The sequence below is a fragment of the Spirochaetales bacterium genome (genome assembly GCA_016930085.1).
Lineage (GTDB): Bacteria > Spirochaetota > Spirochaetia > SZUA-6 > JAFGRV01 > JAFGHO01.
Genome location: JAFGHO010000069.1, coordinates 42,258 through 64,271, shown reverse-complemented (window position 1 = coordinate 64,271; position 22,014 = coordinate 42,258). Strand labels below are relative to the sequence as shown.

At 49.1% G+C, this 22,014-nt stretch carries 17 protein-coding genes; 9 read left to right on the top strand and 8 right to left on the bottom strand.

The genetic code is table 11. The annotated features are described in order from the left end of the window. Positions 1-25: 25 nt before the first annotated feature. Positions 26-529, bottom strand: coding sequence for a signal peptidase I (gene lepB, locus JW881_12445; GenBank protein MBN1698315.1), 504 nt, complete (start codon positions 527-529; stop codon positions 26-28). Between the two features lie 69 nt (positions 530-598). Between lepB and JW881_12440 the strand changes: the two genes are divergently transcribed. Further along, positions 599-1,687 (top strand): M23 family metallopeptidase, encoded by a 1,089-nt coding sequence (locus JW881_12440; GenBank protein MBN1698314.1) that lies wholly within the window; start codon positions 599-601, stop codon positions 1,685-1,687. Positions 1,688-1,934: 247 nt separating this feature from the next. Continuing rightward, positions 1,935-3,002: a hypothetical protein gene (locus JW881_12435; protein MBN1698313.1), complete on the top strand. Its 1,068-nt coding sequence runs from the start codon at positions 1,935-1,937 to the stop codon at positions 3,000-3,002. A 25-nt stretch (positions 3,003-3,027) separates the two neighbouring features. Here the strand turns inward: JW881_12435 and JW881_12430 are convergent, their stop codons facing one another. Together JW881_12430 and secA are read right to left on the bottom strand one after the other, a co-directional pair. After that, entirely contained in the window at positions 3,028-3,993 is a 966-nt protein-coding gene (locus tag JW881_12430) for a hypothetical protein (protein MBN1698312.1), read from the bottom strand. A 195-nt stretch (positions 3,994-4,188) separates the two neighbouring features. Further along, positions 4,189-6,927, bottom strand: coding sequence for a preprotein translocase subunit SecA (gene secA / locus JW881_12425; GenBank protein ID MBN1698311.1), 2,739 nt, complete (start codon positions 6,925-6,927; stop codon positions 4,189-4,191). Between the two features lie 117 nt (positions 6,928-7,044). Between secA and JW881_12420 the strand changes: the two genes are divergently transcribed. The 3 genes from JW881_12420 to JW881_12410 all read left to right on the top strand — a co-directional run bounded on the left by JW881_12420 (position 7,045) and on the right by JW881_12410 (position 9,375). Next, entirely contained in the window at positions 7,045-8,277 is a 1,233-nt protein-coding gene (locus JW881_12420; GenBank protein MBN1698310.1) for a hypothetical protein, read from the top strand. After that, entirely contained in the window at positions 8,270-8,818 is a 549-nt protein-coding gene (locus JW881_12415; GenBank protein MBN1698309.1) for a hypothetical protein, read from the top strand. The genes JW881_12420 and JW881_12415 overlap by 8 nt, the downstream gene beginning before the upstream one ends. A gap of 149 nt (positions 8,819-8,967) precedes the next feature. Beyond that, complete coding sequence (locus JW881_12410) at positions 8,968-9,375, top strand: hypothetical protein (GenBank protein MBN1698308.1); 408 nt, start codon at positions 8,968-8,970, stop codon at positions 9,373-9,375. A 107-nt stretch (positions 9,376-9,482) separates the two neighbouring features. Here JW881_12410 and JW881_12405 read toward each other — a convergent pair whose 3' ends face one another. The 3 genes from JW881_12405 to JW881_12395 form a co-directional block, all read right to left on the bottom strand. Then, entirely contained in the window at positions 9,483-10,259 is a 777-nt protein-coding gene (locus JW881_12405; GenBank protein MBN1698307.1) for a hypothetical protein, read from the bottom strand. Then, on the bottom strand, positions 10,237-11,061 hold the full coding sequence (locus JW881_12400) for an FAD-dependent thymidylate synthase (GenBank protein ID MBN1698306.1): 825 nt from the start codon (positions 11,059-11,061) through the stop codon (positions 10,237-10,239). Before JW881_12400 ends, JW881_12405 begins: the two co-directional genes overlap by 23 nt. 154 nt (positions 11,062-11,215) lie before the next feature. After that, on the bottom strand, positions 11,216-12,499 hold the full coding sequence (locus JW881_12395; protein ID MBN1698305.1) for a hypothetical protein: 1,284 nt from the start codon (positions 12,497-12,499) through the stop codon (positions 11,216-11,218). A gap of 242 nt (positions 12,500-12,741) precedes the next feature. Here JW881_12395 and JW881_12390 point away from each other — a divergent pair, with 242 nt between their 5' ends. The 4 genes from JW881_12390 (at position 12,742) to JW881_12375 (ending at position 17,199) form a co-directional block, all read left to right on the top strand. Further along, positions 12,742-13,110 (top strand): hypothetical protein, encoded by a 369-nt coding sequence (locus JW881_12390; protein ID MBN1698304.1) that lies wholly within the window; start codon positions 12,742-12,744, stop codon positions 13,108-13,110. A 45-nt stretch (positions 13,111-13,155) separates the two neighbouring features. Further along, positions 13,156-14,256, top strand: coding sequence for a radical SAM protein (locus JW881_12385; protein MBN1698303.1), 1,101 nt, complete (start codon positions 13,156-13,158; stop codon positions 14,254-14,256). After that, positions 14,253-15,347, top strand: a complete 1,095-nt coding sequence (locus JW881_12380; protein ID MBN1698302.1) for a glycosyltransferase family 4 protein — start codon at positions 14,253-14,255, stop codon at positions 15,345-15,347. The genes JW881_12385 and JW881_12380 overlap by 4 nt, the downstream gene beginning before the upstream one ends. A gap of 112 nt (positions 15,348-15,459) precedes the next feature. Further along, a complete protein-coding gene (locus JW881_12375; GenBank protein ID MBN1698301.1) occupies positions 15,460-17,199 on the top strand; it encodes a glycoside hydrolase family 3 C-terminal domain-containing protein in 1,740 nt (579 codons plus the stop codon). Positions 17,200-17,246: 47 nt separating this feature from the next. Here the strand turns inward: JW881_12375 and JW881_12370 are convergent, their stop codons facing one another. Together JW881_12370 and JW881_12365 are read right to left on the bottom strand one after the other, a co-directional pair. Then, on the bottom strand, positions 17,247-19,781 hold the full coding sequence (locus tag JW881_12370; GenBank protein MBN1698300.1) for a hypothetical protein: 2,535 nt from the start codon (positions 19,779-19,781) through the stop codon (positions 17,247-17,249). Positions 19,782-20,192: 411 nt separating this feature from the next. Next, positions 20,193-22,010 (bottom strand): glycoside hydrolase family 3 C-terminal domain-containing protein, encoded by a 1,818-nt coding sequence (locus tag JW881_12365; GenBank protein ID MBN1698299.1) that lies wholly within the window; start codon positions 22,008-22,010, stop codon positions 20,193-20,195. Between the last annotated feature and the right edge of the window lie 4 nt (positions 22,011-22,014).

Genomic DNA, 22,014 nt, shown 5'->3' with positions numbered 1-22,014 from the left:
TTCCCTTTCCTCGTCGTATGTATCATCACAGCCCGATGACTCTCCCTATTATATCGGATACCGGAACAAATCCGAACATTCTCGAATCGACCGATTGCATCGGATTGTCTCCCAATACCATGATGCTGTCCCCGGGAACGACGGATTCGGTAAACGTTTTCGTAATACCATCCGGGTGGGCGTAAAGGTACCGGTTGCCGTCCACTTCGAGATATCCATTCCTAATATCGAAAAAATCTCCTTCAATGGCAACACATCTTTTAACGATTACCGTCGTGTTTTCGGGACTCAGCAGTAAAACGATGTCCCCACGCCGCGGCCGTCCCCACCTGAAGAGATAGCGGTTTTTCAGGGGAATAACAATACCGTAGGCGCATTTATCGATTACGATAAGATCGCCGGGATTCAGCGTCGGTTTCATTGATTGACCCCGGACGATCATGATATCCAGAATAAAAAGCTTGATCACTATGAATACAAGCAGGGCGGTGAGGATGACGATTCCGGGTGATATACCTCGATTTTTCATCAGATTGTCCTGTGGAAGTAATATTCTAATATGTAACAAAATTATTGTCGATATGATTAAGAGAGAATAATGATCGGGACATTACTCAATCAACAGGTTTTCAGGCGCAGACAGCCTTTCCTCACCATCGCGCATATGCGCGCGCCGTTACCGCAGGTGAAGGAAAAAAATCAGGACCGGCGCAAATCCGATAATCCTGGCAGGCACCTGCGGTCAAAAAAGGATATTCGAAAGAGGATTATCATCGCTTCAGGTCTTTTTTTCCTGCTTTTCGGGCTATTAATGATTGGCGGGAAAATAGTAGAAGGTTATCCGGTTTCAGCCGGCATCACCCTCCCCGCAGAGAGTGATCTCGGTCAGGCGTATTACGAGGCGATAATATCGGATCAGATACGGGAAACGTATGAATATTCGGCGGGTCAGGATCGGATTGCCACCCTTTCCATGAAGCAATATACGGTGAAGAAAAACGATACCCTGTCGGGTATTGCGGCCGGGTTCGGTGTTACCATCGACACAATCATCAGTTACAACAAGATCAAAAGCGTTTTCAGGGTTTTGGAAGGCATGACGCTTTTGATTCCGAATAAAAGCGGCATTCCCCATACCGTTCGAAGCGGGGAAAACCTCAGTCGCATTGCCGAAAAATACAATGTGGCTCTGGAAGATATCCTCGACTGGAATAATATCGCCTCTTCGATTATCAAGCCGGGGGAGGTGCTTTTTATTCCCGGCGCGGGTATGAATACCTACGAACTGCGGAAAGTCCTTGGTACGCTCTTTGTTTTTCCCGCCAGGGGCAGAATATCCTCCCGCTACGGCAACCGTATCCATCCAATTTCGGGAAAACGCCATTTTCATAACGGGATCGATATTGCGAACAGCGGCGGTACCCCCGTGCGGGCAGCATTGGACGGAAGGGTCCAGAAAACCGGCTACAGTAACGTTTACGGTAAATATGTCATCATAAAACACGCGATGGGACTTCAGACATTCTACGGCCATCTTCGCAAGATAACGGTCGTAAAAGGGGACATGGTAAATCAGGGAGGCATTCTCGGAGAAATGGGGAATACCGGTTACAGCACGGGAAACCACCTCCATTTTTCCATTTATAAAAACGGCGATACGGTCGATCCGTTATTCTATTTGAAATAGGATTTTTCACCCTATCCTGTCACCGGGAGTATTGTAACGGACGGTCTTTTTTTATATTCTTTAAGAGGTTGTCGCGGGACGCGGAGTCTATAGAAAAGAAAGACAGCGGGTCGATTAAGGTCATATCGGATTAATGGGATAACAGGATACGCATTTATGCCGATAATTGAAAGTGAACGCCTGTTTTGGTTTATATCAGGGGGTTTCAAGACACCTTGAACACAAGAGGGAAAGTAAGGAACAGAATATGAAAAAAATCGTATTAATAATTATTGGACTTCTGGCACTTTTTTCCATGTTACGGGTTCATTCGGCCGAAAACGAACTCCGGTTTACCGTTCACCCGAGTGTCATCGAGTTTGCGGATAAAGACCACGAACTGAGTATCGGATTCGGACTCGTCGATTCCGCCGGAGACAAAACAAAAACCTGGGAAGTGTTCCCGATAAAAATAGCGCTGCAAAGCGGGAGAAACAGACTGTACCTGAGTCTGAACGGTCTTACCCTTCTCACCCAGAGCGGTGTGTTTTTCGGCGATAAATCGATAAACGGAACCTACCGGGGCGATGTGGTGAGTTTCGGCGGACGCGTGACCGTAAACGGCAGGGTCGAGGGGAATGTCTGGGTTTTCAGCGCGGATGCCGTTCTCAATGCCGGTTCCGTTGTCGTGGGAGACGTGGTGACGGTCGGCGGAAATATCAGACAGGCGGGCGGTTCGTATATACGGGGGAACAAAAACGCGCTGCCGGAGTTCTCGATTCCCTTTATCGGGCTTCTTGCCACGGCGCAGTCGGCTGCGACCATTCATTTTCTCATCGAACTGTTCGGCATTATCCTTGTCCTCCTGATCCTTTTTCTCGTTCTCTTTTTCAGAAAGGACGCGATCGGCAATCAGGTGGAAAGCCTTTTTACCCAATGGAAGGCGACGCTGCTTTATCTCGTCTTCTCGCTCATCGTTATTCCCGTCCTCATTTTTTTTCTTGTCGCTTCGGTGATCGGCGTCATGGTCGTCCCGATTATTTTTCTCTTTATCATCGCGGCGGCGTATTACGGATTTCTGGTCGTCCTCGTGCGGGTCGGAAAGTTCTTTTTCAAAAACTCATCAGACTCGATACCCCATCTCTTTTTGTGCGGGCTCATCGGGCTGTTCGTCCTCAAGGCCCCCTCGCTCTTCGGGATCCTCGCCTCCCTGCTCGTCAATGACGTCGCGATCGGCATCGGGGCGTTTCTCAAGATCATCGGGGCCGTTCTGATCTTCGCCGCCTACGTCTACGGCTTCGGGAGAAGCCTTTTGAGCGTGAAACAGCGGATGTAAACCGGACGATCGGGAGATCCCGGGGTTATTCTTCGATATGCCCCCGGATGAGTCCCCCGGTGTGGCATATGAGGATACGCGGCGAATCGACAAACACCGCGTTCATGTTGTAGCCGAATAAGGGACTTCCGGGAATATCGTAACCGGTCCAGTCCGCACCGAGATTATCTGTTATAAAAAGCGGGCCGCCGTATTTGGCGATATAGACCTTCGTCCCGTCGATGACCGTTCCGGTGACCGCCCCGCCGCCCGTCGAATAGTCGATCGCCCAGTCCGTTCCGTTGTTGGCCGATATGTTGACGGCATAATTGACGCCGCAGATGATCACCTCGCCGGAGGCGACAACCGTATCGACGCCGTCTTCCAGAAGCCCGTCATCGATGTCATATGTCATCCATGAGGTGAAATTCGTATTGGTGATACTCAAACCGCCTTCGGTCCCCAGATAGAGGGTCGTACCGGTAAGAAAGATCGAATTGACGTTGTTGTCCGCCAGGCCGACGTCTGTCGTGTATAAGTCCGGATTCGAAAGGTCACCGGTATCGGCGACAACGAGTCCGCTTCCGGTCGCCGCATAGAGGACGCCGCCGTCTATCATGATATCCTTGACTGAGAAGCCGGCGATATACGTGGTCCATGTTTCACCCTTGTTCGCGCCCACGGCAAGGCCGGCGAACGTTCCCGCGTAGACGGTCCCGCCGTCCAAAAGGATGCAGTAGACCTGGTCGTGCGGTATGTCGGGCGTTGTCGTCGTGTTCCAGGTTTCCCCGTTGTCCGTACTTATCGAAATGCCGCCGTTGGTGGCCGCGTAATATTCTCCCCCCGCATAATAGGCATCGTGGACATTGTCGTCCGCAAGGCCGTCAGAAGCGGTATAGGCCGCGTCTGTTACAAAACCTTTTTCCCCGTCCCCGGTTTCTTCAGGCGCTGTGCAGGAGAATACGAGTCCGAGGATCATTGTCGCTATGAAAACTCCCACCGTGTTATTCATGCCATGCTCCTTTCCCGCTTGACCTGATGCCGGGGATTCCCGGACGCGTATCGTCACCAACAGTATACGTTTCCGTCTTATCCCGTGTGCGGCGTTTTCTCTTTATCCGGTTGTTTTTGATACACACACTATTAATGTACTGCTAATCGGGTGAACGGGCAAGCGGAAAGGCGTGCGGCCGGTGACGGGGAGGGGTTATGTCCCGCCGCAGCAATGTTTGTATTTTTTTCCGCTACCGCACGGACACGGTTCGTTCCGGCCTACTTTTTGATGTTGACGGACGACCTGAACCCGCTGCGGACGGGCCTCTTTCCGTTCTCCGCCTCGGTTAGCCGATACCAGCGAACTGCCGAACTGCCCGAGAATCCTGTGCGTGGCGCTTCCGGGAGATGTCCGCTCGAGCACGTAACTGGTTCCGGATTCGGGATGGATATGGACCTTGAAGAGCTTCCTCGCGATCGCGTAACGGATGTTCATGAGCATCTCGTCGAAAATATTGAAGCCCTCGAGTTTGTATTCGAGGAGGGGGTTTTTCTGGCTGTAATGTCTGAGGTACACCGCTTCTTTCAATGCATCGAGCATCTCGAGGTGGTCCTGCCATTTGTTGTCGATGTGACGAAGATATTCATAACGGATAAAGAGATTGAGGTTGGCTTTCCCCAGATCGTTTTCCTTCCGGTAAAGCACCTCTTTCAATTCGTTCGAAAGAAACGATGTCAATGCTTCCGGACTCATCGCCTTCAATGCTTCAAATCCGGCGGTCGGCTCATAAAAGAAATTGTTTTTCAGTCCCTCGAGAAGGCTTGTCAGCGCCGCGTTCTTGTCCGCGTCGCTTTTATTATATTCGTCGATGAGGTCTTCCAGGAGGTCCTCTGTGGAATTGATGACCCGCTTGATCAACTCATCGTCTTCCAAAATCTCGTCCCTCCTGCCGTAGATGTATTTACGCTGTTCATTCAGCACATCGTCGTATTCGAGAAGATGTTTTCTGATATCGAAATTCCGGTCTTCGACCCTTGTTTGCGCTTTTTCGATCGATTTATTTATCCACGGGTGCTGTATCGGTTCACCCTCTTTCATGCCGATTGACGACATCAGGGATTTCAGATTTTCTCCGCCGAAAAGCCGCATCAGGGTATCGTCGAGCGATATATAAAACCTGGACGCGCCGGGATCACCCTGCCGGCCGGAACGTCCGCGAAGCTGGTTGTCGATACGCCTCGATTCGTGCCGTTCGGTACCCAGCACGTAGAGTCCGCCGAGATCCTTGACTTCTTCGTAATACCGTTTCCATTTTTCGTATTCGTCTTCGTAGGCCAGTTTGAAATCATCTTCCGATGCGTCGGTACCGATGCGTTTGCGCGTCCTGAATTCCGGATTTCCGCCCAGTTTAATGTCCGTACCGCGGCCGGCCATGTTGGTGGCGATGGTCACCGATCCTTTTGCGCCCGCTTCCGATATGATCACCGCTTCACGTGCGTGGTTCTTCGCGTTCAGGACCTCGTGCCGGATGCCCCGGCGGGTGAGGAGGGCGGAGAGTTTTTCCGATTTTTCGATCGAGACGGTTCCCACGAGAATAGGCTGGCCGGCTTTGTTCCGCTCTTCGATATCACCGCATATGGAGTCGAATTTATCGTCTTCGGTGAGGAAGATGATATCGTCGTCGTCATCGCGCACCAGAGGCCTGTTTGTCGGAACGACCACGACATCGAGGTTGTAAATCTTCGAAAACTCTTTTGCCTCCGTATCGGCGGTACCAGTCATACCAGAAATCTTGTTGTACATACGAAAGTAATTCTGGAAGGTAATCGTGGCAAGGGTCCTGTTCCGCTGTTCGATTTTGATATGTTCTTTTGCCTCGATCGCCTGATGAAGACCGTCTGAATATCGTCTTCCATGAAGCACACGGCCGGTAAACTCGTCGACGATCTGGACTTTGTTGTCCTTGACGATATAATCGACGTCCTTCCTGAACAGCTTGTGGGCCTTCATGGACTGGGTAAAATAATGGATATATTCGAAATTATCGCTCGAAAACAACGACCCCTTGATGAGTCCCCTTCCGAGAAGAAGTTTTTCTATTGTATTCATCCCTTCAGAGGTAAAGGTGACGTGCTTGTTTTTTTCATTCAACTTGTAATCACCCACCGGATTCTCCGGATAATCGCCGGTCTCCGTGTCCTTTTCGCATTCGGTAAGAGATGCGATCAGCTTGTTGACTTCGAAATAATGCCGGGTATCGTCTTCCGCGGGCCCTGAGATAATAAGCGGCGTCCGGGCTTCGTCGATGAGAATCGAATCGATTTCATCGACAATACAATAATTGTGTCCCCTCTGGGTTTTTCCCCGCGAGTCCCATTTCAGATTGTCGCGAAGGTAATCAAAGCCAAGCTCGTTGTTCGTTCCGTAAGTGATATCCCTTGAGTATTCCTCCTTACGGACCTCGATATCCATTTGTGAAAGAATAACCCCGACCGAAACGCCGAGATATTTGTAGACGGGACCCATCCATTCGGAATCCCTTTTTGCAAGATAATCATTCACGGTCACAATATGCACGCCGTTACCGGTAAGCGCATTGAGATAGGCGGCAGGAACTGAGGAAAGGGTCTTGCCTTCTCCCGTTTTCATTTCCATGATTTTACCCTGGTGGAGAATGATACTCCCCATCAGCTGTACATCGAAGAGCCGTTCACCAAGGATTCTGTATGCAGCTTCTCTGGCCAGAGCGTATGCTTCGGGAAGTATCGCGTCGAGGCTATCGCCTTTTGCGAGCCTTCCCTTGAATTCGGCCGTTTTTTCCAGGAACTTTTCTGCGGAAAGTTTCATCATGGCCGGTTCATAGGAATTTATTTTTTTGACGAGCGGAATAAGCTGCTGTAAATCCTTTTTTTGTTTTGATCCGAACAGGATTGCGAGAATTTTATCGAGCATACCGCTAATGTACATTCTTTCGTGAAACTCGTCAAGTTTATCATGTGGTACTTGCACGAAGATTTCATTTATCATACAATCGGGTTACATTACTATCATCATCGGGAAAGAGAATACATGAAAAAATATTTCAAACCTTTTGGAATCGTTTTGTGGCTGGTCCTTTTTTTAGCGGGGTGCCCGATGGAACAGCCCGAACGCCTTTATAAAGAAACGCTTTTTACCATTTATCTGGGGAAACTCGAGGATCAGATCGATCTTTTTCAGCTAAATGGCGGATTTTCCAATGCAAAAAACGATTTTTACATGAGAGACGGAATGTTCTATATTGCCAATACGAACTCTTCGAAAATCATGCAGTTCACTTCTTACGGGGATCTGCTTTTCATTCTTTATAATCCCGATCCCGCCATCAATCCGCAGCCCGTGATACTTCAAACCGAAGATATCGAAGGAAAGGTGACCAACAGGTACGCGGCGCGGTTCGGCCTTCAGCATATCGGAGTGATCGCGGTCGACAGTGAACATACCATCTACGTGGAAGATTCGGTGCCTGAAGACCAGGCCATTGAAGATGAGGAAAACGGTATTGTCCTCAATTCCCGTATTCTTCGTTTTACCCGGCTTGGAGAGCTTATCGATTTTATCGGTCAGGATGGAGTCGGCGGAACCCCGTTCCCCTTTATCTATGATATTCATGTCACGAAAAATGATGAACTCGTTGTCGTTTCAAAAATACCGGAAGCCTGGATCGTATTCTGGTTTACAAAGGAGGGGAGGCTGCTTTTTACGGAAAGATTCGACCTTATCAATCTTCCGAATGAAAAAAATTACATTGCATCTCTCACCTCGCTTATTCCCGATTATAAGGAATATTTCGTCTTCCTTCACGCCTCGTATTCTTCGGAAGAAATCGATCAGTCGACAAAGACCAAAATCACGATAAAGAACAGGTTTTCGCGGATTTATGCCTATGATATCGAAAAAAAGAAGTATTCGTATCATATTCAGGTACCCGATGCGGGAAAACGGAAATACCAGAGCGGTTTCGGGGAAGTTGAAATGCCGCTTCCTTCATATGAGTTTATCGGGGTGAATGAACGGAAGCTTTTCTACCTCATCAGACCCGATGTTACGAGTGATTATCAACTTATTGTCATGGACAGGAAGGGGGATGTCCTCTCGTCGCGGTATCTGATTATCGGTGAATATGACGATTCGGAATTATACATCAAACAGATTTCCCTCTCCTACCGCGGTATCATCTCCGGTTTATTGTGTTTCAACGATCATGTGGAGATGATCTGGTGGCGGACGGACAGGGGAATCAAGGGAATCGGGAATGAGTAAGGAAACGGAACCGCACCACGAAGAACGTCTCGTTATCAGGCCGGATGTGCCGCAGGAGGTTGTCTACCATTATAACCGGGAAGAACGGCTTGGTTCCCTCGACCCGGATCGTGCTGAGAAAAAGAAGAAGCGCGGCGGAAGAAATTTCTTTACGGTCATCCTTGTCGCGGATATTCTGATTATCGTCATTGTCCTGTTCTTTCTTCGATGGTCGGGATTGACCGACAGACCGGAAATCAGGATGCTTGGGCGTCATATGCGGCTCGGCGCGTACTGGATTAAGGACAGGGTCTTCGTCAAACTTGAAATCGAAGGAAACGGGAAGCACGAAGATGCGCCGGACGGCGGTGAATGCCGTGTCAGATTTTATCAAAAGGAAGGGGGGGCCTGCACAAAGACATTCGTCCTTCCCGCAAGGGGAGGTGGTGTCAAAGAGATCTCATGTTCTTTTTTTTCAAAAAGCGTGCAAAAAAGGATATGGGCCGATGTTTCAATCGGAAACCTTTCGGAACGCCTTTCAATAACGCCAAATGAACGATAATTTTTTATCGTTCGTTTTTTCCTGTTCATTGACTTTTTTGAGTTTTTATAATAAGCTGATTACATCATCCTGTAATACCGCCGGTACTTTCCGGGGGTGCGGGAGAGCGGATCGTAATAAATATTTTTACTATTAGAAGGACAGACAAGATGGAGCAGTTCTATTTTCTTTCTATTTTTTTCAATCTTCTGGGAGGGATCATTCTGAGTGCGGCGTATATCAAGGAGAAGGTACCTCTTTTTTCACCATTTCTCGATGTGATTGCCAAAAAGGAGGTGAAATTCATAGCCGGCATTGCTTCCCTGATTATCGGTGTATTCAAACTTATCGTGCCGTGGGGGATCATCATTATCGGAGATTTGCTGCCCGCTGCGACTTCTTTTCTGGTGGGGGCAGCCCTTGTTACCGATTTCTTCAAGGAAAGCACGACCCTGACATCAGAGACAGTCAAGAAAATGGATGTACTGGTCAATCAATACAGAAATATCATCGGAGGAACCGGGATGGTGATGGCCGTCGTCCATTGGCTTTTCGGCGGGGCACCGGTGCTTCTATAGTTCCGGCTTTCGTCATCCGCTAATCGATAGATCGTCACATTACCCGTTCGATGATGATAAAGAGGTGAACGCTTTTCATGGATCGATGCGGAAGGGAGCGGTTTTAGTCAAAGCCTGATTCCGTTCGGAACGGGTTTTTCCTTAAAAAAGAGATTTCCTTTATCGTCGACCGCATAGTAACCGCGTGCAATATATTCGATCGTTTTGGGGAATATGATCCAGTCGCCTTCTTTCTTCAGCCGGGTCTGGTTTTTTTCCGCGATCCCGGCCGCCGCCTCAGGATCCGAAAGCGATTTCCCGTCGGGAATTTCGATGTCAAGGGGGCGGGATATCATCAGAATTTTACCCCCATCGACTTCCGGTTCGATCAGATGCGTCGTTGAGCAGATTGTCTTTTCTCCGGCCATAATAGCATCCAGTACGGCGTGATCGCCCACCCATCGCCGCTTTCCGTTTCGCGTCACTGAAAGATCAGCCGGATGCACATTGACACCGATAAACGCGGAGATGAGAGCGTTTGTCGCGATTGACATATAACCGGCATACACCGCACATTGCGCCCTGAAACATGAGAGCGCATTCACCGTTTCCCTGTCGAAATCCGAGCGTACCGTCATGTCGCGCCGCGGCAATTCCCTGCTTCGATAATATGAGCGTATATCGCGTATGATAACCGGAAGATCGAAATCCCTTCCGATTTCGGGTGCATTGCTTTTATAATTGTCGCTGAAGACCGCAACAACCCGGTAAGGGGAAGTTCCTTCCTTTTTGGCCAGTGTGTGCTGATGTTCCAGAATTGTGCGGAGGTTGGAGCCCGACCCCGACATAAGGCCGACGACCCGGAGAATTCCGTGGTCCGGATTATGAAGTCTGGTCAGCGTCATGATGCAAGCCCAATTCGGCGATTAATTCGGGATGCGTTTCTTTCAGCGCATCATGGATCTTTTTCAGCTGGGAGGGCGTAAAGCGCCGCGAACGGAGTTCGTATTCATCGAAGGCCTCCCATACGGCCGGGGTTACGGTCTTGACGATGGTACCCAGCACGTCCGCATACTGCCGGATTTCCTGCTGTGCATGGATATCGGCACGCAGCTTGATGAAATGAAGCAGGTTGCGAAGATCGATCTGCCAGTACATCTGCGTATAGAGACTCAGTGGCAGAATGATACGGGAGATTTCGCGTGAAATATTGTCCCCGATGCACCGGCGGTATCCGTCATATGCGGTTTCGCAGGTTTTTTTAAGAATCCGAAGTACTTCCTGCTGCATTTCGGACGGAACTTCCTCTTCACTTCTTCCCTGCCTGTTGTGTTGACTTTGAAACCGGATGTCTTCTTCCCGGGGCAGGTAGAACTCATCCTCCATGACACTGTATCGTCCGGAGATCTCGTTCATCCGTGCCGTACGATGGCGTACCCACTGACGCGCGACAAAAATAGGCATTTTCAGATGAAACGTGAAAATGACCTGTTCGAACGGACTCATATGTTCGTTGCGGAGAAGATAATTAATGAGTTTTTTATCCTCCCGTACCGTTTTGGTGCCGCTGCCGTATGAAACGCGGGCAGCCTGCACGATACGGGCGTCCCCACCCAGATAATCGACAAGCCTGACAAAACCGTGGTCGAGTACCCTTGTTTCCTTGTCGAGGATATCTTCGGCTTCCTGAACCCTTATATGCGCCATTGTCCCCCTCCTTTTTATAATGTGCGGCCATTATATCGTATTATTGCGGCTATGCAAAGAGTATAGGCGGGAAGGACGTTATGCAATGTTATCAGATACATATTCGTACAGATGAACACCGTCCATTTATTTTGTATTTCAATTGAAAAGGTGTTCAGAATTTTAACAGGATGTGGGAATAGGCCTTTATATCCAGATATAACGTATCAAAAAAAGTTATGTTCGTCACGACATTCAGCCCCATGTTGAATGTTTTTTCCCTGTTCAGCGCAAACTCACACCCCAGATTTCCAGATACGCCGAACGCGTAGGGTATATCGGTATAAAAGGTATCGAAATGGGTTCTGAAGTCGATGATATCGAGTTTGTAATGGGGGCTTGCGCCGATAAAAAACCCGAAAAAATCACCGAATTCAAAAAAGGCTTCAATAAGCAGTTTGCCGGTGAGGGAGTGATAATGGACATACCGGTGATAGGCGTTATCGTCACTCTGAATCGCGAACGAATAATCGATGAGGATGGCCGGCCTGAGGTAAAAATCGAATGTAGCCGTATTGACAAGCAGCAGACTCCATTTTATTCCCTCTTCGAGTGAGACACAGGGAAAAACGACATCTTTCCATTCACCCAACACGGTATAGAAATACCCCGCTGAAATATGGAAACTCATGATTTTCTCCGTCGATGTTCTCACCGTGCCCGGAATATCTTTGACAACCACTTCTTCCTTGACCTCTTTTCCGGATTCCTTTTCATCGAGTAATTTTTCGATTTTTGCCAGTAGATCGCTTTCTTCTTTGCTTATTGTTGCTTTGCCTTCTTCCTCCCCTGTTTCCGTTTCTTTTTCCTTTTCCGCGATTTCAGGCTCTCCTATTTCCTCCCGTAGTTTTTCAGCCCTTTCCCGTGCCGTTTTTTCTTCCCGGGTCTTTATTTCGGCATATTTATAGCCGAACTCTATGGTTATCCGCTCGGCGAGCGCGTCGACGAATTCCTCTTCATTTGAGACGTCTTTTACCATGTCGGTCGAAAAGACGGTATCCCCGGCGATTTTACTGTAGATTTTGATCGACGCGATATACCGCTTTTCATCGTTTTCGATAAACAGCTCTCCGTACAAAACATAATCGACTTTATGAAAAAAACATATGGCAAGGGCGTCGAGATTGTCGGTAACCGGCTCGTTGCTGATAAAAGAAGGTTTTTCCTTTTCCAGGAGGGAAAGGTCCTTGAAGGTGAGATCGCCGGTCGAATGATCGGTGAGTACCTTTTTAAAAAGGATCGAAATGATATCCGTTTTCCGTTTATGCGATTCCTGCGTCAGGTCGGAATAGGATTTATACGATGAGTTCAGGCTCGAGACGTAGACAGATATGCCGGATACATGTGTCGTTACGCCCAACAATAACAGCGCAAACGTAATTCCACACCAATGCTTCACGATATTCTTACCTCGTTATTAATTATATCGTAAAATTATCGTAAATTCAATACAATGGGAAATATATGCTGTGCCTTTCATCGATCGTGAAATGTCGCAGCCCCTTATTAATCTGATTTGTCATCACTTCTCCGGTCGTACGATCCGGACATCGGTAAAGAGCGCGGCTTTGAGCTTTTATTATTGATATTTTATATGAGAAGGATTATATTAATAATGGAAAACCAATGAGGAATTTGCTGATGAAAAGAAATATGTATCGTGCGGTAATTTTCTCGATATTATTGCTTATATTGGGCGGATGTGCCATGGAAGGTGATGTATATCTCTCTTTTTTCTGGTATGACGGGCAAAAGCCCGATGCGACATTTACATGTTCCGCCCCCAATATTCCCGCCGCCCTTGTTGATCTTGAAAAAGGAGTGTATTACAAGACCAAAGCCGGTTCTTATACGGTATCATGCAGCTGGACGGCGCCGCCCGGTGTTTATTCCACCAATTTCACGCTGGAAGCAGACAGCACGATATTGGGCGTGGAAAACGCTTACTACGATATCAGTTTTTATCAGTACGCAAATCCTGTCTGTCTCAAGGTCCCCCAGGATTTTTAACAACACCCGTTAACACGGTGTCATTCTTCGAAATATCGCGGGAATATGTCGAAACGTGAACATGGAACAAGTAAAAAAGTAACGATGCCGCTTGAAGCCGCCGTCATCCTCACCTACCGTTGCCCCATGAAGTGCACGATGTGCGGGATACACGATCATCCGTCAAAACCGGAACTGGAAATCAAACCCGACATATGCGAGAAACTCCCCGACCTGAAATTTGTCAATATAACCGGAGGAGAACCCTTTGTCAGGGAAGATCTCGGTGAGTTCGTCGCGCGTCTCTCACGTAAAGCGGACCGGATCGTGATTTCCACGTCCGGCTGGTTTGTCGAACGGACCATCGCCCTTGCAGAGAAATATCCGAAGGTGGGGTTCCGGATCAGTCTCGAGGGGCTTCCCGAAGTCAATGACCGGCTTCGCGGCCGGAAGGGGGGCTTTGACCGCGGGTTGAGGGTCCTTCTTGAACTCAGAAAGATGGGTATCAAGGATATCGGGTTCGGGATTACCATCTCCGACGCGAACGCCGAGGAGATGCTCCTTCTTTATGAATTATCTCGCGCCATGAAAATGGAGTTCGCGACTGCGGTCGTTCATAATTCTTTCTATTTTCACACCTCCTCCAACAGGTTCCGCGAGCCGGAAAAAGTATGCGGTTGTATCGGGGAACTGGTCGGGCGTCTGTTACGTGAAAACAACGTCAAAAGCTGGTTCAGGGCCTATTTCAATTGCGGCCTTATCCGATGCGTGCAGGGGAAATCACGTCTCCTCCCCTGCGAAGCGGGGACCGTGAACTTTTTTCTCGATCCGGATGGTGAGATATATCCATGCAACGGCTGCGATCCGCAATACTGGTTCGAGAGTATGGGAAATATCAAACAAAACGTGACCTTCGGAGACGTCTGGGGAAGCGAACAGGCGGAAAAAGTAAGGGCACTGGTGAGGACATGCAGGCGGGGATGCTGGATGATCGGGACGGCGTCTCCCGTGATGAAAAAATACTTCCGTTATCCGCTTTTATGGGTGATACGGAACAAGCTTCGCTCGATGGCCGGAAAATCGATATGTATCGATGAACCCGTCCCTCACCGGGAAAAGAACGGAAAGGATTATCCCGAAGAACCGGTTCAGGAAAAGCCGTTGTGAAATTCTTTGTCACAGGAACACGCGGAATACCCGATATACAGGGAGGAATCGAGACACACTGCCGGGAATTATATCCCAGGCTTGTGTCATATGGTTGGAAGATAACGCTTGCCGTAAGAAGCTCTTATACACCTGGACCTGTTGTCCGGTACAAAGGAGTCGGGCTTGTCGGTTTACCGGCATTGAAAATCAGGGGGCTGGAAGCATTTGTTCATACCTTTATCGCCGTCATGTATGCACGGTTTCACGGTTTCAGGGCCGTTCACATTCACGCTGTCGGCCCCGCTCTTTTAGTCCCCCTCGCCCGTCTTTTAGGCTTCAGGGTGGTGTTCACCCATCATGGACAGGATTACCGCAGACAGAAATGGGGAAATATAAGCAAGGGAGTACTCAGACTCGGGGAGATGTTCGGCAGCCTCTGCGCACATAAAATAATCGCCGTCTCAAAAGGGATCAAGCACAGTTTGCTGCAAAAATACGGGCGGAAAGATATCGAGGTGGTCCCGAACGGGGTCTGTATTCTCGATCGGACGAAACAGACCGGCTTTATCCGGTCGATCGGACTTATACCGGGACATTATATGCTCGGTGTGGGAAGACTTGTCCCCGAAAAGGGATTTCATGACCTTATTGAAGCGTTCGGAAGGTTGCCCCGTAATATGGCATTACAGTGTGTTGTGGCGGGAGATGCCGATCCCGAAACGGCATACAGCAGGCGGCTGAAAGATATTGCCCGCAAGGCGGGGTGTGTCCTCCCGGGTTATGTCGGCGGAGACAAATTACGTGAGCTTTATTCACATGCAAGGCTTTTTGTGCTGCCTTCATATCACGAGGGACTTCCGATCGCGCTTCTCGAAGCATTGAGTTATGATTGTCATGTTCTCGTAAGCGATATCAATGCCAATAAGGAGATCGATATTCCCGGAATTTCGTATTTTAAAACAGGGGATGCGGCTGCTCTGTACGAAAACATACTCGTTTCTCTGAAAAACCCCGCTTCTTGTTCCTGCCGGAAAATATTGAGTGAAAAGTACGGTTGGAATGCGATTGCTGAAAAAACCCATGGCGTTCTTGAGGGACTTTTTAAATAAATATACTTGTAAAAGAAATCCTGTTACGCTATCATATCGGTCTGAACAAACTATTGAATGAAACGTTACGAACCATCTACGTTATTGAAACAGTAAGGAGAAAGGCGCGGATATGACAAAGGAAGCATTTATCAAACAAAAAATCGACGGTATGAGTCTCGATGAAAAAGTCGGCCATATGCTGACCTTTACCTGGCGCGGGTGTTTGATCACCCCAAGCGGGATCGAACAGATCGTGAGGCTTCACGCGGGCGGGCTCTGCCTCGAACCTTATACGCAGGAAACATGCAAGAACCTGTATTGGGGGAATTCCCAGCTCGACCCGGATTTTGTCAAACCGCCCGGATATTTTGCCATCGCGAATACCTATTTTAACAATCACAATCCGGGAATAAGCGTCACCCCGGAAGAATACACCGAAATTCTCAATCAGCTGCAGAAGATCGCCGTAACGGAACGACCTTCGGGGGTTCCGCTTCATATGGCAATCGACTTCGAGGGGGATTTTAAAAACGATTACACGGCGGGCGGTATCAGGCAGTTTCCGCCGCCGATGGGTCTGGCCGCGACCGGCGATCTCGATCTTACATATAACGTCGGGTTGACGATCGGCAGGCAGTTGTCGGCCATTGGTGTGACCCAGATATATTCGCCCGTGTGCGACGTCAATATCAATCCGAAAAATCCCGAAATCGGGGTACGGTCATTCAGTGACGATCCGGCTGTATGCGCCGAATTCGCCGCCGCCCTCACCAGGGGATTCCAGGACGGCGGCCTGGCCGCGACCGCAAAACATTTCCCGGGCCGCGGCGACTCGTCGACCGATGCCCATGATGTTCTGGACGTCGTTCGGGCCGACATGAAACGAATGCACGAGGTCGAGTTGCGCCCCTTCAAGGCGGCTATCGATGCGGGGGTCAAGGGGGTGATGACGGCGCATACCATCTATACCGCGTATGACCAGGAATACCCGTCGACCTTGTCGAAAAGGATTCTTACCGGTCTTTTGCGCGATGAACTCGGGTTCGACGGCGTGATCGTTTCCGACGCGATCGGGATGGCGGCGATTCTCAAAAAATGGCCCCTTCCGAAAGCCTGCGTGATGGCGATAAAGGCGGGTGTAAATGAAATATTGTTGAAAGCGGACGATGAATCGAGATCACAATGTTTTTTCGGTATTAAACACGCGGTGGAAACGGGAGAACTTCCCGAGGCCCTGATCGACGATTCGGTCCGCCGCCTTTTGGGTATGAAATACGATCAGGGGTTGTTCGAGAAAGCCGGCACGATGGACCCGGAAAAAACCCGTGCGATCGTCCGCAGCAGGGAGGTGATCGACTTGTCGCTTGATGCGGCGCGTAGAGCGCTTATGATCGTCCGCGACGAGGAGAATCTCCTGCCGCTTGCGCCCGATCAACGGATATTGGTCGTCGAACAATGTATCCCCTATGTTTTTCTGGGCAAGGACACCTACAGCCATCAACATGTTTTCTGTGAAGCGATGGTCAATCAGTCGCGAAATCTGATTCTCCTCGATACCGATTTTCATGCAACGGACGATGAAATCGAAGAATGCCTGAAGCTGGCCAAACAGGCCGATCTGGTCGTGATGACAAATTATTACGCGCGCATCGAAAAGGCAGGCAATAACGCGAGACTCGTCAAACGGCTGAAAGATGCCGGACATACCGTGGTCGTCGTTACCAATTACCCCTATGTGGAAGGGACGACCCCGGAGGCCGACGCCGTCGTATGCAATTTCAGCGGTTCGCCCGATTCGATCAGGGTATCGGCTGAACTCCTTTTCGGAAAAATCGAACCGCAGGCATCGCTTCCCATCTCGAATGCATAAGGGCGTTCGTCGCCGCGGCATTTTTTCTATGAGAATCACACACCGTATTATTTTCTCAAGCCGGTAATAAAGTCAATCAGATCTTTCGGATCCACCACATCTATCTTTTTCTTCTGCTTGAGGTCCATGATGTATTGTATCATGATGTGGGATAAAATGGCTCCCGGCCTTGGGTAAGCGGCGACAATATAATGCGGGCCTTCTTTTTCTTCACCGTCTTCCAGTTCGTATTCCGCACGAAGGTTATCCGGCGTAATAAGCGAGTTGCCGTGCTCGAATACGACCTTGTCCATTTTTTTGTACACTTCCTTGCTTTCTTCCGTCATGCCGTAATGATGAAGCAACTGTGCAAAAACATAGTTTGATGTGGTATAGACATCCTGGCCCTGTTCGGATTCCACTTCTTCTCCGTCCTCTGTTCTGGTCATACACCAGCCCATCGTCGTGAGATTGTTCACATAGATCGTTTTGAGAATCTGCTTTATTCTTTCTGCCGGGATAAACGGCTCTTCACCCATGGCGATCATCGACCATATTGCATCGAGTTGATTGGTCCAGACATCCTCGTTTGTTTTCCCCGACTCGGGATCATAGCAGGTGATATAATACTGAAGCCGGTTGCCTTTCCGATTTGTCTTGTCCCTCCATAACTTCTCGAAGATTTCAGAAACTTTGAGGTAGACCTCTTCATATTTCTTTTCCGCTTCCGCATCCTTCATCATTATCGCCATCTTCTTCATGGCCAGACAACATGCCATGAACATGGTCACATCATAGGCATCGATACCGAACAAGGTGAGATTATCAAAGGTGTTTTTTACCTCGTCGGGATTCCCTTCGGGGATGCCGTCCCCGTCGATATCGAGGGTTTGCAGGTATTCGAATCCGAACTTGAGGGTATTCCAGTTTTTCTTGATAAAATCGCGGTTTCCCGTGAACTTGAAATTACGCAATACACGAAGGACAAGTTTGGGGTAGAGGTCGATCCAGTAGTTGTTGTTGTACCAGGCATAATCGCTGATATTCCTCAATGCATGGCCTTTCGGCATCATTCCCAGATCATGCGCCACACTTCCCTTGACTTTGAAGGTATCACGAATCTGCGTCATTACAACGTCTTCATATTCTTCAGGAAACATCTCGTAATGAAGCCTTGCTTCGACAAACGAGGAGTGATAGTGATAAAAGCGTTCCGACAGATCTTCCGCCAGAATCGAGTCGATAAATCGCTGGCAGAGTTCCTCTTCTATTTCGGGAAAAAGCAGCAGAATGACCATCGAATACCAGTCGACATCCGAAGGATCGATATACGAATAATCGAAACACTCGAGAAACCTGGCTTTGTCCTTCCCGTTTTTGTCTTCGATCCAGACCGCGGCGTTCGATAACGGAAAACTGAATTCATTGATTAAAAGCCTGAGTACCCGTAATGCGCCTCCCCTGTCTTTTTTATACGCGGGGCTTTGCCGTATAAGCTCAAACAACCTGCTATGAAAGTTCATGGTCCGGTCCCACCATTCCCGATAGTGCTTGTAGGCCGTTTGCGCCATATCGACTACCCTGGTTTCATCGTTGCTGAAGCTTTTACTATATTTCCTGTCAAAAATTTTCCCGTCGATATATCGTTGCTGCGGGAAATCGAGGACGACGATAAAGGGTATGGTGATCGACGCTTTCGGCTCAAGGGAAAAGGTAATACTGATCGCGGCTCCGTAATCGTTGTTGAAACAGGCTTCGTACTTTTCATAAAAACTACCGTCGGCGTTCAACAGCATATCCTGCTTGTATCTGTTCAGATGAACATACGGTTGTGCATCGATGCGGAGGCCGTCAATGTCGGGGACCGCTATCAGCATTCTGTTTTTACTTTCCCGGCTTCCCATGATCACCCCGCGGAGTGAGCCCGAGGTGAACTCTTCGTGCCGGTGACCTTTGACAGGTGCGCTCGAGACATAAATACTGTCCTGATCGGTCGGCTTGAGTTCTTTTTCCTGAAGATTCACCAGGGAAGGCCTGGGAATGACAAGGGTTATTTCCCTCGATTTGTTCGATGCGTTCTTTACCTCATACTCCTCGACGCCGATCGGCATCAGGGCCTGATTGTTCCCTGACACAAGCGGCGAGACAAATCTTCGTTTTACTCCGACGGTTCCAACTTTATAGGACAACTCCGCAAGGGGAGTCGCGATCGAAATGGTGACGTTGTCTTCGGCGATCGGCGCGTGATAATAATTTTTCAAAGCCGGGACATCGTCCGGACCCTCGACGGCTACGGGAGTCCTGGTTGTCAGCATCGTGAAGGTGTCGCCGATACGGATGAAGGGCGCGGAGCCCAGCTGAATCGCGTTCTGATTCAGAAGGATAAGCCTGCCCGCGTCGTTCAGCCGGTTGTACAGGCCCTCAGGTGATATGCCGATTGAACAGGTGGGGGCGCCCTGGAGGGCGATCGTCTGAGGAAACTGGAGTGTTTTGGACATTCCCTGGAAATGAACCGTCATTCTGTTTGTTTTGTAAATATCCGATATCTGTGAGCCCGAAATGGTAAAGATATCTTTCACATTGAAATTGTTCGATGCTGGCATGTATCAATGTCTCCTTATGTATTTTTATTAATATCCCGATAACCTCAAACGGGTTGTTTCACGGCACTCCGCGTGCAGCTATTACACTCCCGTTAATCCGGCTTTTCATAACAGTCTTTCAAGACCGAAAGGCGTCGACGTTAAGTTACTCAAATTCATGCCGAAAAGGCAAATCCTTTTCCCGGTTTATTTTCACCTTTCATTTATTTCACCGATACGGACCGACGACCACCTGGAAGAGCGTGACCTTGCTGTCGATACGGGAAGGTTTTGAAAAGCCAACCGCTTTCTCCGCGGCCGGCTTTCCTTCATCTTACATGTAACAATTGTCGTCATTGTATATCCTTTCATCCGCCCTTTACATATTCACTCATACTTACGGCGGATAAAGGAGACCTTAGAGAATGTTTCCTACGAACCACTCAAACCAAAGGGATTTTTCTTCAACGCCTTGAGTTTTTTCGGCGGGGCCGTTTTTTGCGCGCTGAGTTTTACCGGCACCTTTGTCGTTCCGCACGGCTTTATTTTGCCGAAAAGCAGGTCGGTGGAAAGCCGGATCGAATCCGGAGTGCCGCTGAAATGACAGACGACGGCGTCCGCTTCCGCAGTCGTTCCTTCGATGTACGGGTTGTTGGTGACTACGACGATCTTGTGTCCGGCTTTTTTCAGTTTTCTGGCAAGAAGCTGGTTGTTGCCGGTTTTGACGATACGGGCATAATAATTGGTCATCACGACGATGTCGGCCTGTTTGGCAAGTTCGAGACATTCGGCGATTTCGTCTTCAAAGGCGGCGAATGCCGTATCGACCAGAATAAGATTGTGCGAGTGGTTGACCATCGCTTCGCAGAACACGTGCGTGTGATTGTACGGATCCTTTCCGACAAACTCATACGGGATGCGCTGCTCGATAACCAGTATTTTCTGTTTCGGATTCAGGGGAAGCAGTTTCTTGTCGTCACGCATGACCACCATCGCCTTTTTGGCAACATCCGCCGAAAAATCGATGATTTGTTTACTCGCGGTAGTATTGTGTACCTGAACGGGATCCTTTTCGACCGGGTTGGTAAACAGCCCCTGATCGTATTTCATTTTCAGAAGACGGGTGACCGCATCGTTCAGCCTTTCTTCGGACAGTTCTCCATTTTCGACCGCCTGTTTGATGCCGAAGAAACACTGTGACCTTGATTCATCATCCGCCTTGAGAAGAATCGTGTCGACCCCGGCCTTGATCGCCATGGCACATGCCTGCGGGAGGGGCCATTTCTTGAGGATGGCCGCCATACCGATAGCATCGGAAACGATTACACCGTCAAACCCAAGCTCACCCCGTAATAAGCCGGTAAGCACTTTTTCGGAAAGGGTTGCGGGATATTCGGCATCATATGCCGGGTATATGGAATGGGCCGTCATGATCGCTTTGACCCCGGCATCGATCGCAGCCTTGAACGGAACCAGCTCGACTTCCTGCATTCTCGATTTGCTCGATTTGATGACATCCAGTACATCATGGGCATCCGTAGCCGAATCCCCCCTGCCGGGAAAGTGTTTCGCCGAGGCAGCGATACCGTTGTCCTGGAACCCTTTGAGCAATGCAACGGCGTGTTTCGCGCATACTTCCGGATCGTCGCTGAACGCCCTCACCCCGATTTCGGGATTTTTCGGATTCACGTTCACGTCGCAGACCGGCGAATACATCTGGGTGACGCCCATGGCGGCGAGCTGTCTGCCGATTGTCGCGCCGATTTCGTACGTCAGTTTCACATCGCCGATAGCGGCCATTCCCATCGGTCCCGGGAACTGCCGAATTCCACCGGACATGTAATCGTTTTTGAAATCGCCTTCGAAGTCGATGGTCATGTGAAGAGGAATACCTGAAGGGCGATTGACCGCCAATTTCTGCAGTTTATTCAGTGCCTTCGTGTAGTCCGGCGGGGTGATGCTGATCCCGAAGGTTTTACCGTTGAAATAGGTATTTGAAATGGTAAAGTAATCCTTTGGTTTTTTAAAATTTTTATCCAGCTGGGTGTTTCCCCAGTAGAGGTTTTTTGAGGTCTCGAGTGCGTAGGGTTCGAGGCAAAGACCGCCGCATTGAAGCCGTGTAATCTGCTCGATACCGCTTGGCGTCAGAATCGTCCCCCGCCAAGTGAATGTGAGGAGTTGACCGACCTTTTCCATTAAACTCATGCCTGCCAATTTTTTGCTGACAAATGCATCTCTTTCTTTTGACATTGTT

Bases quoted from the DNA above. Each gene is read 5' to 3' on its own strand.
- lepB (MBN1698315.1), bottom strand. From the start codon at position 529: ATGAAAAATCGAGGTATATCACCCGGAATCGTCATCCTCACCGCCCTG.
- JW881_12440 (MBN1698314.1), top strand. From the start codon at position 599: ATGATCGGGACATTACTCAATCAACAGGTTTTCAGGCGCAGACAGCCT.
- JW881_12435 (MBN1698313.1), top strand. From the start codon at position 1,935: ATGAAAAAAATCGTATTAATAATTATTGGACTTCTGGCACTTTTTTCC.
- JW881_12430 (MBN1698312.1), bottom strand. From the start codon at position 3,993: ATGAATAACACGGTGGGAGTTTTCATAGCGACAATGATCCTCGGACTC.
- secA (MBN1698311.1), bottom strand. From the start codon at position 6,927: ATGCTCGATAAAATTCTCGCAATCCTGTTCGGATCAAAACAAAAAAAG.
- JW881_12420 (MBN1698310.1), top strand. From the start codon at position 7,045: ATGAAAAAATATTTCAAACCTTTTGGAATCGTTTTGTGGCTGGTCCTT.
- JW881_12415 (MBN1698309.1), top strand. From the start codon at position 8,270: ATGAGTAAGGAAACGGAACCGCACCACGAAGAACGTCTCGTTATCAGG.
- JW881_12410 (MBN1698308.1), top strand. From the start codon at position 8,968: ATGGAGCAGTTCTATTTTCTTTCTATTTTTTTCAATCTTCTGGGAGGG.
- JW881_12405 (MBN1698307.1), bottom strand. From the start codon at position 10,259: ATGACGCTGACCAGACTTCATAATCCGGACCACGGAATTCTCCGGGTC.
- JW881_12400 (MBN1698306.1), bottom strand. From the start codon at position 11,061: ATGGCGCATATAAGGGTTCAGGAAGCCGAAGATATCCTCGACAAGGAA.
- JW881_12390 (MBN1698304.1), top strand. From the start codon at position 12,742: ATGAAAAGAAATATGTATCGTGCGGTAATTTTCTCGATATTATTGCTT.
- JW881_12385 (MBN1698303.1), top strand. From the start codon at position 13,156: ATGTCGAAACGTGAACATGGAACAAGTAAAAAAGTAACGATGCCGCTT.
- JW881_12375 (MBN1698301.1), top strand. From the start codon at position 15,460: ATGACAAAGGAAGCATTTATCAAACAAAAAATCGACGGTATGAGTCTC.
- JW881_12370 (MBN1698300.1), bottom strand. From the start codon at position 19,781: ATGCCAGCATCGAACAATTTCAATGTGAAAGATATCTTTACCATTTCG.
- JW881_12365 (MBN1698299.1), bottom strand. From the start codon at position 22,010: ATGTCAAAAGAAAGAGATGCATTTGTCAGCAAAAAATTGGCAGGCATG.